This window comes from Mesorhizobium sp. M0626, assembly GCF_040320665.1.
Lineage (GTDB): Bacteria > Pseudomonadota > Alphaproteobacteria > Rhizobiales > Rhizobiaceae > Mesorhizobium.
This window is the reverse complement of record NZ_JAMYQD010000033.1, coordinates 33,873-47,097: the sequence shown is the minus strand read 5'-3', so window position 1 is coordinate 47,097 and position 13,225 is coordinate 33,873. Positions and strand designations below refer to the sequence as shown.

Genomic DNA, 13,225 nt, shown 5'->3' with positions numbered 1-13,225 from the left:
TTTGCCGTCCAACACGAGATGAGCGGCGAGATCGCCAAGGCGCTTGGCATGCAACCTTCGGCAGCGGAAAGCGAGCGCATGGCGCGGCCGCCGACGAGCAATCTCGAGGCCTATGATTACTATCTACAAGCCGAGACGGCGTCACGCAGCGTCCTGCAGGCCGGGCTGCGGGAGGCGCTTGCGCTCTACGACAAGGCGGAGGAGCTTGACCCCGCCTTTGCCGAAGCCTTCGCGGCCGACGCGCGCACCACAATCTATATCTGGCGGGAGGCCTTCAACGACGTCATCCAGAGCGCGCCAGCACGAAAGAGAGCATATGAGAAGGCGAGCCGAGCTTTGGAACTCGACCCTGACCTTTCGTCGCCCTATGCTATTCTTGGGATCATGCAGGTCGTGAATCGCCGCTACGAAGATGCGATTGCCTCTGCCAAGAAGGCTGTTTCAATCGGTCCGGGCGATGCAGAGGCGCAAGCAGCCCTTGGATATGTTCAGTTCTACGCCGGCAATCATGCCGAGGCAGCCACTGCGGTCGAGACGGCGCTCAGGCTCGACCCCGACCTCTCAGCGATCAACCGGGAAACTGCTGGGCTGGTTTTTCTGCTCCAGGGCAATGTCGAGAAAGCGATCGAGACTCTCGAGCACACACGCGACGATGCGTCCACGGTTGGCAACTTTCGGTTTACGCTCGCTGCGGCGTATGTCCGCGGCGGCCGCCTACCGGATGCGAAAGCCGCAATCGCCGAGGGGCTCCGCCTCGTAGCAGGGTCCAGCTACGTGGACTCTTTGGCTGGGTGGGAGATGACTCATGCACATTTTCGGAATCCGCAGGATCTGGCGATACTCGTCGCCGCACTGCGCCAGGCGGGCCTCCCCCAATGGCGCTTCGGCTTTACCCCGGCCGAACAGGACCAGTTAAAGGGTGCCGAGATCGCGTCCCTCGTCATTGGCCATACACTGCAAGGCCAGATCGAACCCGGTCTCCAACCAGCCTTCCTTCAGATCGGAAGCGACGGCAAGGCGGCCTTCCGCTCTACGACGCGGCTAGTCACCGAGACCGTCTACGTCGATGGCGATCTGTTGTGCGAGCAGAGCGAGAACCTGTTCGGTCGCCCCGACTGTGGTCCCGTCTACAGACGCAACGACGCAGCCGGCAAAAGCTACTCCTATGCCAATACAAGCAAGGTGTTTCACTTCACCGTGGTTCGGTAGACGCACACGCGCGTCTCAATGATAGTGATCGAGTTCCAAATTGGCCGCGACCTTCGGCCAGTTGGCATCGGCTTTCGGGATATTTTCAGCTGCATGCGCGGCGAAATCATCCGCATTGTCGACGTCGTAGATCAGGTAGAGCTTGCCGTCGATAATCTTGAATGCCTCAGGATCGACATTGACCGTGACCCCCCCGCCCACGACTTCGCCGGCGCAGTACCCGCCATATTGAGGAGCGTACTTGACCGGTTCGCTCATGAACATTTCCTGGTGTTTCTTGCTGGCGAAATGCCAAGGTGTCCCCAGCCATTCATAAGTGAACTCTTCGGAGCCCTTCACGGCCTTGCCGTCAGTGAAGTAAGCGACCGTGTCGTAGCCCATGATCGCCACACCACCAAAATAGCCGGTGTTTACCGAATCGTCGGCACATGCCGATCCCGCGCCGGCGACCACAGCTACCGCGACCAGGGCAGCCGTCCCCAAACTCCGAACCAGTCGTGGCTTGATCATCGTGCTCATCTGTATCCTCCGTTAATCGTGGATCTCGGCGCACTTCGCCGCGTTCGCCTCGCCAAGAATTTTGGCTTGGCAGGTAGCACCATGGCGTTTGAAAAGTCGTATGATATCCGTGTTGCCCTTCCAGAATGCGCGCGTTATCGGCATGTAGCCATGCCCCTCGGCATGGTTCACATTGGCACCTTTCGCAATGAGGAACTCGGCCAGTTCAATGTGGTTTTCCTCGCCGGCCACCAGCAACGGCGTAGCACCCGCCTTGTTGGCGGCATCGTCGAGCACCGCGCCTTTTTCCAGCAGCAGCTTGGCGATCGGCAGGCTGCCCGAGAAGGCCGCCGCATGAAGCGGGGTAAAGCCGCCCGAGTTACGCGCCATGATGTCGGCACCCTTGGCCAGCAAGAAGTCGGCGATTTCCGGCTGGTTATCGAGCGCTGCAGCGATGAGCAGCGTTGCCTGGTCGCGCGCCCGGCTGTCGACGTCGGCACCGCCTGCCAGGGCTTGCTCCACGGCACCCTTGTCGCCGGCGGCGATGGAGTCGAACAACTGCTCACCTGCGGCTGCTGTTGTAGCCGCCAAAACCAGCATTCCAAGTGCCAGCAATCCGCGCATTGTGCAAGGTAGCATATTAGCTTGTGGTCATACAAGCTGTCCTGGGCACATCAGGTGGATCCAAGGCGGACGGCGCGGCCAGACATAGCGAACGCGGCCCAGGGCGGGAAGGCGTTAGTGCTACTGGCTTCGTCAGTACGGCACCAATCCAGGCTGAATTTTGAAGAGCGTCGATTACCGAGGCGCCGAGCGGCGTCGAGCGTAACCGCCTGTTGCTCCGTTGGGATAGCCGGTAAGCGCAAAGGTGGCCGTTGGCGGAAGTGTCCGCTTTCGGATGCAACTATGGCTTGCTCAATGACCGACATGGGGCGCAAAGCTGCCATTCGTAACCGGCGTACACATAGGAAGTGCAGTAGGACATTTCAGGAAAAAGCCCATTCCTCATCGGTCGGCGCAATCAGCCCGTTCCGCAACCGGCTGTGAAGTTCATGCCACGACGGATCAGTCACGAAGCCTCTCATGGTTCCACATGCCTCGGCGAAGGAAATGTCGCCCAGGCGGTCGATAAGACCACTCAACCCACGGTTCCTGCCATTTAGGAATAGTTCGAGCGGATCATCGTCACACTCAATTACCCGATGTCCCCAGGCACCCGGTATGTCCTCGTTTGCGAGAGCCTGCCGAAGATCTTCATCCACACCTGCGGCCTTGAGCGCCCGGCAGACGACATAGCGCATCAGGGGGTAGTAGATCGGCTGATAGCTGCCTCCAAGCGCGCGCACGCCGGGCAGGATCGACAAAACCAGAAACATCAGCAGGAGATTCGGGACAAGGCTGCGGTTTGCCAGCCGCTCGAGAATGTCGGGGGCTGTGAAGCACGCCACCTTCATACCGGTCGCAGGATCGATGAGTTCGCCGGCGATCAGACGCAGCGGACGGCGTTTGCCATTTTCATAGAACCAGAAGAAATCAGTACCCCGAGCGAGCCAGCCACTCCACGGGCCAGACGCGAGTCCGTCGCGGCCGGCAAGGATGTTGGAAGCGAACTTCGGGTCTTCCAGCAGTCTCATGCGTAGCCAGGAATTTTCCTCCGACAGATGGTTGGCCACCAGGTCGGCAACATCCTCGTCGTCGATCTGCAGGAAGGCGAAGCGGCCTCCGAACATTTTTGGCCAAAGGATGAGATTGGCTGCCTTGATGGCGTGCGCGGGCCGCTCGAATTGCGTCTTCGGCAGAAGGCTACGAAGCAGCGTGAGCGCGTCTCCGCCAGTGCTTGGCTCCGTCGGTAACAACTCGAACCTGTAAGGTCCCGGCCCGGCTAGCAGGCTGTATCCGATCATCCGGCTTCGGCTCAGGCCAAAGACGTTGACCGGCTTGCCGTCAACGGTGATCCAGCCTGGTCCCTTGCGTGGCTTTTCGACGAGATTCACCGTCGAAACGGCGTAGGAAACGTAGGTCGAACAGCCATGCGCCGAGAGACCAAGGAGGCTGAAGATATGCGTATAATAGGCTTCCGGCTCCAGGAGGAGAAACAAATGAGGGCCTGTCTGCAACACGCGGCGCCTTTGGAAATCCCTGCAGATTTCCAAGGCGGTATCGGCAGACAACCCGTTTCGTGTCGCTGCCTTCCTGATGATGTCGAGTAGTTTGGTGAAGGCTCGGAGCCGGATTTCTGGCATGGGAACCGAAGCCGGCGCCGTAAACAGGCGAAACGCATAATCACGGATCGGCCGGGAATGGTATGGGCTCATCCAGGGGTAGAGTGCCGTCAGCGACCCCAGGACTGCCTGTTTCGCATCTACGCCTGCTGTTAGCTCTTCCACCTCACGTTTCACCTTTTTCTCGTGTCTGAATTACACCCACGCTCAAACACAAAATACTGACGAGGAGCGCCACGCCAAAGCTCAAGAAAATCGTCGAAGGAAATGCTCGATCTCCGACAGCGGCGGCGATGCCGAAGATGAGTAACCCGAGCACCACGGCCACACTATGCATAATGCCTTTGGCCCGGCCCAAAAGATAAATGGAAACATGCGACTGCAATGTGACTTCAACGCTGACGCGTCCAAGATTGTATAGAAATCCGAGCGCGACAAAAAGGATCACTGTCCAAGGCGTGGGCAGAGATGCCAGCGCCATGAGTACCAGCGCCGTTAAGCCCAAAAGCATGAGATGCCGCACGTGGGTACTCATCGCTCTTTCAATCCGGAATAGAGAGACCGCACCGATCAGTGAGCCCGCCGACCATGCAGCCTCAAGGTAGCCGAAATCCGCGGCAGTACCCTTCTGCTCCTGGAAGACGAAGCTAGATCCCATGACGCTGACAAGCACCGCGCTTGTGTAGAGAAGCGCGTAGACGCCGATGAGACGACGCAGGCTTGGATCTAATTGTGCTGCCGAGATTTTGGCGAAGCGGACATCACGCGAAACCGGTTGCAGCCGCATCAAGGCTAGGCAGCCCGATGAAAACAAAAAGAAGGCAGCAATAACGGTGAATGGCAGGACTGGGGAGCGATCATGCAGCAAAGGCCCTGCAAGCAAAGCTGCGCCGAGATTGCCGACCTGCATGACGAAGAAGACGGCGGAATTCGAGGCTACAAGATCGCGGCCGTCAGCTATCACGGGGATCATTGATTGAGAGCTTGTAAGCGCGACACGGTCGCAAAACGAAAAGAGGGCCGCTGACAGACAGATAATCACAAACACGTCCATGTCGAGAAGCGCGCAAGCGGTAGCCAGCATAACGACGAAGCGGCTGAGGTCTGCCGCAACGTTCAAGCATCGCCTGTCAAATCGATCCGCCGCTACACCGGCCAGAGGGCTCGCGATGAATTCGACAACGCTGACGATCGCAAGGAACGTCGCCACGCCGGCGGTTCCGTACCCTCGCTCGACGAGAATCCAGGCGGATGCGATGTAGTAGCCGTTTCGGGCAACGGCCGCCGATAGCGTGCTGGCCAGGAATCCGAGGCAGGGACTGGACCGGCCGGCCCGTCCTTTGCCATGATGAACTCGAACCAGGTTTGACATGAGCGGCGTATCCGGCTGACCGCCGATGGATACCGTCTTCCGCCAAGCCTGCTTTACTGTGATGTTGGGGTTTTCCGATACTTGCTGAGAACCGACAAGCGGCGGGCTAGATTCTGCAGTTACGACGAAACTCCGTCGGGACCGCGCCGAATGCCCGCTTAAAGGCGGTCGTGAAATGGCTCGAGCTGCCGAAACCACATTCCATCGCGATTTCCGTCGCCGACAGACTGGTCGATCGCAGCATGTCCGCGGCCTGCTCCAGCCGTCGCTGCGCAATGAATGCGTGCGGCGTCATGCCTGTCGACTGCTTGAAGGCCCTCCAGAAATGGAACCGGCTAACCCCAATCTCTTTCGCCAGATCGGCGAGCGTAGGTCTGCCGTCCGACAACGTCTCGATCATGTCCACCGCCCGCTTGAGATCGAACGATGACAAACCGCCTTTTGCCGGCTCCTGATGGAAGCCGTTCAACCTCAACATTTGGCCGAGCAATTGCGTGGCGTGGCACTCCACCATCGTTGCGCTGATGGGGTCAGGCTGCTTGAGCTCCAAGGCAATCCTCTGCAACGCCAACTCTACAGTGCCGTCCCGAAACCCGATCGACGGCGGCAGCACTGCCGGGCGATGGCGAGCCGTTCCCGCAAACACATCGTCGGCGAACTCTTTTGCAATCGAGACTAGGAGGTAGGAAGCGGTCGCGTCCCCCTCGTCCCACCCATTCCAATCACTGCCGGCGGGCATGAAGATTATCGAACCGGCCCGGCGCGGCAAAAAGGCAATCCGGCGCCCATCCACGATGTCTTCTCCGCGGCACGCCGTGCCCTTCAGGTTCATCAGGAACAAATGGTTTGGCTGCAGGATTCTTGTTTCCTGGCGCTCAGCCCGGTTCTTTTGACCACGTCCGCCCGTACGCTGCCCCAATTCTCATACTTGTGGGCAAGCGATTGGTGGCGTGACCGGCGGTTCTCGGTCGGGTCGAGGGCAAGAGTATTCACGTATCCGCAGCCTCCTTACTGGCGAGCGGCCAGTCGTCGCATGATGTGGCGAACCATGGGTTGCTGAACAACACGCAAATAACTCTGGATTGGTAGAAGATGTGACTTTAGCGAAAAAATGGCAAACGAGTGAAAGCCGCCTGTATCCGGCAGGCCTACCATTTGGCTCAGCCAATACTTGAGCCCGGTGAAATATTAGACCCCACTTATCTTGGTGGAATTTCCCCCATCGACGTATCGGCATCTCACCAATGGAACGGTGCTGGAGGCATACTGCGATGCGTGGACTCGACGACTTTCTGGCTGAGTGCGACCACGGCCCACGGATCAACGGACTGGCAGGCTTTTTCGCGGCGACCGCCGCTGGCAAGAGCGGGATGCCAATCCGCAAGCCCGTCGCCGACGCCCGGCTTCTGCCGAGCGATGAACTGCTGCGCGGCCTGGTCAGCCTGCATGGGGCACGACAAGGCTTTTTTGACCAGCATTATCACGGCAGCATTCCCTACAGATTGGAGGAGGAGTGCCGGATGGCCTACGCAATGCTGAAATACGCACGGGATCGTGGTGGTCCGCATTCGCTATACAGCCTTGGAACAGCGGAAGGCACGATGGCGAGGACACTGTCCGAACTGTCGGAGGGACAGATACGCACACTGTCGTGCAGCCCGAACGCGGAGAATTACAATTGCTTCATGGCTTATGGCGAACCGCCGCACGCTGACTTCTTCGTCGGCCCCTTTCATCATTTGACAAAGGACGTCCTGCGTTCAGATCCGCGACTGGCAAATTTTGCCCACGGGTTCGACATCATTCTCGAAGATACGACCTTTCAGATGTACTCGCCCAACAGAGCAAGCCAGATCGAATTCGTGACCCAGCACCTCAAGCAGGACGGAATCTTCGTCTTCGTCGAAAAGTTCCGGGCAACCGAGGAGCCGGACTACAGGCGTCGCGAATACCAGAAGGATTTTGGGTTCAAGGCGCGCTATTTTCCCCCAGATGAAATCGAGAAGAAGCAAACCCTCGTTCTGGATACGATGTTCGGCAATGAGGTGACTTTGGCACAGATGGCCGACGCCATACGCCAGCATTTCAGCTACTGCTCACTGACGTGGAACAGCGGAAATTTCTGTAGCCTGGCGGCGAGCAATAGCGAGGAAAACCTAAACCGGTACCTCTCCCAGATGGCCACTCCGGCCATTCCGCACGAGTACGTCTACGAAACGAGCTTGTGTCCGCCCCTGCCAGTTAGCGTCCCTGCCGCGCAGGAATAGGCTCCTGCGCCTTGGGACAGGTCGACAACACGCTCCGCCGTTTGGACCATGTCTTCGCAGCTGTCGACCATGGCAGCCTCAGGCAGGCTGCAAGAGTTCTCAGAGTGAGGGAATCCTGTGTCAGCCGCAACATCGTAGCTCTCGAGCAGTTGCTCGACATGCAGTTGTTTGACCGCGACGTCCATGGCGTTCGGCTGACCGAGGCAGGCCGGGCCTGGGTCGATCTTGTCCGGGCCCATTATGAAGGCTTGCAGGATGCACTGGCTGGAGGTAGTCGCGGTCACCAGGATGTCAAAACGCTCAGGATAGGATTATGCGCCCAGATGGGGCGCACGTTCGTGACACGTCTCATCGATCGTTTTGGCCGTTTACATCCAGACGTGTGCGTCGAGATCGAAGACGTTCCACTCGAACAGTGCCTGGCGGCTATACGCCGCCGGCGCCTCGACATCGTCTTCACGCACGGGCTTGAGAACGCCGCCCTGTGCCGTAGCGAGATATTTGCGCACGAGCGCTTGTTCGTTCTCCTGCCCTGCTACCATCCGCTTGCAGAAAAGCCTGCGGTCAGATGGGCAGATCTTGCAGATACGTGTCTGCTGGTTTCAGGCGAATCCTCCCGGGATCCGCAATTGCTGGAGCATATCGCTGCGAATGGTGGCCCCGCTATCCAGATATGTCGCGCCAGCGAAGCAACGGTCATCCTCAAGGTGCAACTCGGTCAAGGCGTCACTCTGGCGGGCGAGGGTTTTGCCAGGACAGTCGCCATCGACGCCACAGTGTGGAAACCGATCCGTGGGCAGAGCAGCATCAGTTGGATCAAGGCAGTGTGGCTTGAATCGAACCCAAAGCGCGCGCTCTTGCGGCTGGTTGGGACCGCAAGAAACATGGCGACAGCAGCACGACCCGGGACCTGTCAATGGAGGAGCTCGCCGCGGCGCGATTTCTGAAGTCACGCCAGGCATGGGAGGCGCGACTGACCCGGTTCGACTTCGGTCCCCAGGCCCTTAGCCAGCACTTTCCGAACGCTTGGCCCTGGCAAAGCCCCGATCCGTCGCAATGAACCGCTCCAACATCGCAACGATGAGGCGCGGCGCATCGGCGGGCCGGTGCCCCGCTTCGCGGCCGAGGATCTCGGCATAAGCGGTCAGGTCACGGTGCAATGCCGCGGGAAGCTCCACCATGACCTTGACAGGTTTGTCGTCAGCGATTGGCCCCAGTTTCAGCTTGGCCATTTCAGCCTCCATAAGGTTCAAGCACGAGATCGCGCGTGACGATGACGCGCACCGGGTATCCCGGCCGGATGGTGAGTGTCGGCGCTATATTGAGCTGCCGCTGCAAGACCTGCTGGCCTGTCTGGCTGATGCTGTCCGAAGCGCCCTGGCGAAGAGCGCGCATGATGTTGCTCTCCTGTCCCGATGAGCCTGCCTGCGCCCCGATGCTCAGAACCGTGGAGAGCGCTGCAGCCTTGAAGAGCTCGCCCCAGTGATAGTCAACGCCGTCCTCGAGCCCAGCATAGCCTTCCGCGTCCGCGCCAGGCTGACGTTCCAGAATGATGGAGCGGCCGTTCGGAAAAATCAGTCTGGTCCAGACCAGCAACACGCGACGCTGGCCGAAGCCGACACCATTGTCATACTGGCCGATGAGGCGCGTCCCCTGCGGAATGAGACGGACTTGTCCGGTGGGGCTGTCATAGACATTCTCCGTCACCTGCGCGGTAATCTGACCCGGCAGGTCGGAGCGAATGCCGGTGATGAGGGCGGCCGCGATGACAGCGCCCGCCTGCAGGACGTTTTTCGACGCCGGCGCCGCCACGCGATCAGGCGAGACGGTTCGCTTGTCCGCCGGCTGATCAAGGAACGCGCGCTGCCGGTCCTGCGCCGAGGGCGTGGCCGGCTGCGGCGCGAACCCAAGGCTGGAGAGATCAGGCCGTGGCACGGTTTCTGTCGTGACTTGAGCGACGGTCGTGTCACTTGCAGGCCACGTTTGCGTGGACGCGAACAAGCGCGCCGTCCTCGCCGCTTCCAGTTCCTGCTCCCGGCGCTGCTCCTCCTGGTCCGGTCCAACGGGACCTGTTGATAGCGCGGGGCCGCCATTCTGCGCGGCGAGGATCGGGCGGCCGAGATCGCCGGGAAGCGGTGGGCCAAGCTTCGGAACGCCCGTATAATCTTTCGGCAGGCCGGCGAGCCCATCGGGGGTCGAACGATTGTCGGTCGAATACAGCTCCTGCCCCTGGCCTTGTTGACGGTTCTGCAGCGCGTAGATCAGCGCACCGCCGACAGCGAGGCTTGCGGTGAGCCCCAACGCGGCCAGCGCCTTGCGGGACAGACGCGTCACCCGCGGTGGCTCGGCGCGCAGCCGCATGGCCGCGGCCGGCTCGCCTGTCAGGGGCCGGGCGCCATCCTCGACCGACGCCTCCGGCCGGGCGTCATCCGCCGGCCCCCGGCCCTCTTCCTTCCCGGGATCCAATCTGTCGCTCATGATGACGACCCTCCCTTGTCTGTTCGGTAGAACGTCGCTTTCGGGGTCTCACCAGGGCCACGTATCAATGAAAATCGACTGCTCCGCACCCCGTCGGTGCGGGAGATGCGGATACGCTGCTGGTTCTTGCCTGCGCCGAAGCGCAACTCGGCGGCGGCAAACAGCCGGTCGACGATCATGTGGTTACCGCGCACGCGATAGTTCACCAAGTCGGACGTGTCACCTTCCGGCCCGACCACGAAGAGTGGCGGCATCTCGCCCTGGCCGATGCCGCGCGGGAACTCGATGAACACCTGCTTGCCATCGTCGAAGGCGCGCAGCGGCCGCCACGGTGCGCGATCGCCCGTCACCTCGTAGCGGAAATTGACGCGAGAAAGATCGATGCCGGTCGAGACCGGCTGTGCAGCCTCAGCCTGCTGGTTCTGCCTGCGCAAGGCGATGAGCTGGTCCTGCGGATATTGCCAGGAAACCGATGCCATATAGGTCGACGGCGTCGAGCGCAGTTCCATGATAGGTACGCCGATCGGTATTGATGACGAGATTGGTGAGAAGGTCGGCGCGCGTCGGCTTGACGAGGATGTGGACCTGCTTGGCGCCGCCCGTACCGCTCTCGGTATCGCCGATGATCCAGCGCACGGTGTCGCCGGCGGCGACGGGACCGGAGCCGACGAGCTGCTCGCCGGGCTGCAGCGCGATGTCGGTGATCTGCCCCGGCGAGGCATAGACCTGATAGAGCGCGCCATCGACGAACGGATAGACCTGCATCGAGTTGATGAAGCCGTTGCGCACAGGCTGGACGCGCGCGGCCGCGTTGGCCAGGCTCACCCGCGCGGCCGGATCGGTCGGTTCCGGCTCGGGCCTTGCGGCCTTGCCGACCGGCTTCAACTGGCCTGGAAGCGGCAGCGGCTTAGACAGCTCCACCACCTTGACGGGCGGGGGCGGATCGACCGCCTGCACGGCCGGGACCGGATCGTCATAGGAAATCTCCGGCGGCTTCTGCCTGGTGGCACAGCCTGAAAGCGCCAAAGTGCAAAGCAGAAGTGCTGGAAAGGCTATTTTGCGGAAGGCCGGCACAGCGTGGATGAGGAAAACCGGACGCCCCCAGGGGGCGGCTTTGCAGGGTGCGGGCGTCATTGTCCAAGCTCCTTCGACCAGTTGATGGCGTTGATGTAGATGCCAAGCGGGTTCTTCCTCAGCGCATCGGCGTCGCGCGGGGGCTGCACGACAATAGTGAGAATGGCGGACCAGCGCTCCGTGGAAGCGAGTGAGCCATCCTGATAGCGGCGTTCGACCCAGGCGATGCGGAAGCTCACCGGCGATGCGCGGATCACCGAGGACACGTCGACGGCGACCTGCTGCTTTCCGACCTTGGTGAACGGGTCATTGGCGCGCGCATAGTCGTTGAGCGCCAGCGCCCCGCCCTTCGTCGCGAAGTCGTAGGCGCGCAGCCAATTCTGCCGCACGATGACCGGATCGGCGGGGATCGACCTCACCTGTTCGATGAAGTGTGCCAGGTAGAAGGCAATCTGCGGATCGCTCGGCTGATAGTCGCCGATCGCGGGTCCCACGGCCTGCGCCTGGCCGAGACGATCGACCTGCACCACCCAAGGCACGATCGAGCCTTTCGCGGATTGCCAGATGAGCGCTGCGGAGAAGCCCGCGGCGAGCGCCAGGCAACCGAAAGCCATATACCGCCAGTTGCGCGCCTGCACGCGAGCGGAACCGATGCGCTCGTCCCAGACCTGCGCAGCACGCTGGTAGGGCGTCTCGGGTTGTGGGGATCTGCCGTAGTGCGTGGACGGTCGTTTGAACATGCTCAGTCACTTTCAGAGAGGTTGATCGAGGAGCCGCCGCCATGGCTGTCGCCACTGCGAACGGCGTGGGCGGCGGCCTGGACGCCATGGGTCATCTGTTGCGAGCGCTTCATGCGCTTCGCCCAGGCTGGCTGACTTTCGGTTGCGGAGGACGCGACGGGTGCGGAGCCGGCTTCGGGCGCGTTCGCGCCGATTGTGCCAGCCGTGGATGACCCGCCCGTCGTCTCGAAGGCAGCGCGAGCGCCGGACTGGAAGCTCTGCTTCATGCTGCCTGCCGCATTATTGGCCGCACGCTTGAGCGGTGAGATGGCACCTTGGGCGCCGGCTCTGATGACACCGCCGAGCCCGGATGCGACGCCAGAAAAGCCAGACTCTCCGGCCGCGCTGAGGCCGTAGGCTGTGGACGCCCTGCCCGCCATGGCGGCACCGCCACGGGCCGCCGCTGCAGCACCGCCGCTGACAGCCGCGCCGCCGGACACGACGGAACCGGCGGCGGCGGCGCCCACTGCTGCCATGCCGCCGGCGGCGAGCCCGGTCCCGACAGCCGCGCCCGCACCGAGTTGCGGGCCGCCGGAGACGAGACCGTTGGCAATGCCCGGTCCAAAGATGCCAAGGCCGAGCAGCGACAACGCGGCCAGCACGATCGCCATGGCATCGTCGATCGACGGCGTGTTGCCGCTGAACCCCGCGGTGAACTCGGAAAAGAGCGTTGAGCCGATGCCGATGATGACGGCGAGCACCAGCACCTTGATGCCGGACGAGATGACGTTGCCAAGCACCCGCTCGGCCATGAAGGCGGATTTGCCGAACAGACCGAAGGGAATGAGCACGAAACCGGCGAGCGTGGTCAGCTTGAATTCGATCAGCGTGACGAAAAGCTGGATTGCCAGGATGAAGAAGGCCAGCAGCACCAGCGCCCAGGCGAAGAACATGCAGGCGATCTGGATGAAGTTCTCGAAGAAGGACCAATAGCCCATCAGGTTCGAGATCGAGTCCAGCAACGGCCGGCCGGCATCGAGCCCGGTCTGCGCCACCTTGCCCGGGCGCATGAGATCGTTGACGGTAAAACCCGTACCCGAGGCCTTCAGGCCAAGCCCGGCGAAGCTTTCAAAGACGATGCGGGCGAGATTGTTCCAGTTGGAGATGAGATAGGCGAAGACGCCGACGAACAGAGTCTTCTTGACGAGGCGCGCCATGATGTCGTCGTCCGCACCCCAGGACCAGAAGAGCGCAGCCAACGTCACGTCGATGACGATCAGGGTCGTCGCGATGAACCCGACCTCGCCGCCGAGCAGGCCGAAGCCGCTGTCGATGTAGCGCGTGAAGACTTCGAGGAAATGGTCGATGACGCCCATGCCGCCCATG

12 protein-coding genes and 1 pseudogene are annotated in these 13,225 nt (G+C 61.3%); 3 read left to right on the top strand and 10 right to left on the bottom strand.

The genetic code is table 11. The features are described from left to right. Positions 1-18 precede the first annotated feature (18 nt). Positions 19-1,209 carry a tetratricopeptide repeat protein gene (locus NKI37_RS30105; protein WP_348626790.1) on the top strand — a complete coding sequence of 397 codons (1,191 nt, stop codon included), beginning with the start codon at positions 19-21 and terminating at the stop codon, positions 1,207-1,209. Between the two features lie 15 nt (positions 1,210-1,224). On the opposite strand, the gene NKI37_RS30100 is transcribed toward NKI37_RS30105, so the two are convergent. The 5 genes from NKI37_RS30100 to NKI37_RS30080 all read right to left on the bottom strand — a co-directional run bounded on the left by NKI37_RS30100 (position 1,225) and on the right by NKI37_RS30080 (position 6,133). Next, on the bottom strand, positions 1,225-1,728 hold the full coding sequence (locus NKI37_RS30100; protein ID WP_023707420.1) for a YHS domain-containing (seleno)protein: 504 nt from the start codon (positions 1,726-1,728) through the stop codon (positions 1,225-1,227). A gap of 12 nt (positions 1,729-1,740) precedes the next feature. Continuing rightward, positions 1,741-2,331, bottom strand: a complete 591-nt coding sequence (locus tag NKI37_RS30095) for an ankyrin repeat domain-containing protein (protein WP_023695862.1) — start codon at positions 2,329-2,331, stop codon at positions 1,741-1,743. 362 nt (positions 2,332-2,693) lie between these two features. Further along, positions 2,694-4,106, bottom strand: a complete 1,413-nt coding sequence (locus tag NKI37_RS30090) for a hypothetical protein (protein WP_155927474.1) — start codon at positions 4,104-4,106, stop codon at positions 2,694-2,696. Then, positions 4,096-5,301, bottom strand: coding sequence for an MFS transporter (locus NKI37_RS30085; protein WP_023673783.1), 1,206 nt, complete (start codon positions 5,299-5,301; stop codon positions 4,096-4,098). Before NKI37_RS30085 ends, NKI37_RS30090 begins: the two co-directional genes overlap by 11 nt. A gap of 106 nt (positions 5,302-5,407) precedes the next feature. Continuing rightward, positions 5,408-6,133 (bottom strand): helix-turn-helix transcriptional regulator, encoded by a 726-nt coding sequence (locus NKI37_RS30080; protein WP_352791383.1) that lies wholly within the window; start codon positions 6,131-6,133, stop codon positions 5,408-5,410. Between the two features lie 439 nt (positions 6,134-6,572). Between NKI37_RS30080 and NKI37_RS30075 the strand changes: the two genes are divergently transcribed. Together NKI37_RS30075 and NKI37_RS30070 are read left to right on the top strand one after the other, a co-directional pair. Next, complete coding sequence (locus tag NKI37_RS30075; RefSeq protein ID WP_023808433.1) at positions 6,573-7,568, top strand: class I SAM-dependent methyltransferase; 996 nt, start codon at positions 6,573-6,575, stop codon at positions 7,566-7,568. 11 nt (positions 7,569-7,579) lie between these two features. Then, positions 7,580-8,515 (top strand): LysR family transcriptional regulator, encoded by a 936-nt coding sequence (locus tag NKI37_RS30070; protein WP_023716199.1) that lies wholly within the window; start codon positions 7,580-7,582, stop codon positions 8,513-8,515. Between the two features lie 57 nt (positions 8,516-8,572). Here NKI37_RS30070 and NKI37_RS30065 read toward each other — a convergent pair whose 3' ends face one another. The 5 genes and pseudogenes from NKI37_RS30065 to trbL form a co-directional block, all read right to left on the bottom strand. Then, positions 8,573-8,800 carry a DUF2274 domain-containing protein gene (locus NKI37_RS30065; protein WP_023716200.1) on the bottom strand — a complete coding sequence of 76 codons (228 nt, stop codon included), beginning with the start codon at positions 8,798-8,800 and terminating at the stop codon, positions 8,573-8,575. A 1-nt stretch (position 8,801) separates the two neighbouring features. Further along, entirely contained in the window at positions 8,802-10,046 is a 1,245-nt protein-coding gene (locus NKI37_RS30060; RefSeq protein WP_023808434.1) for a TraB/TrbI/VirB10 family type IV secretion system protein, read from the bottom strand. Continuing rightward, a pseudogene (gene trbG / locus NKI37_RS30055) lies at positions 10,043-11,180 on the bottom strand (P-type conjugative transfer protein TrbG). Before trbG ends, NKI37_RS30060 begins: the two are co-directional and overlap by 4 nt. Further along, positions 11,177-11,860 carry a conjugal transfer protein TrbF gene (gene trbF, locus NKI37_RS30050; RefSeq protein ID WP_023808435.1) on the bottom strand — a complete coding sequence of 228 codons (684 nt, stop codon included), beginning with the start codon at positions 11,858-11,860 and terminating at the stop codon, positions 11,177-11,179. Before trbF ends, trbG begins: the two are co-directional and overlap by 4 nt. Before the next feature lie 2 nt (positions 11,861-11,862). Next, positions 11,863-13,224, bottom strand: coding sequence for a P-type conjugative transfer protein TrbL (gene trbL, locus NKI37_RS30045; RefSeq protein WP_352791368.1), 1,362 nt, complete (start codon positions 13,222-13,224; stop codon positions 11,863-11,865). Between the last annotated feature and the right edge of the window lies 1 nt (position 13,225).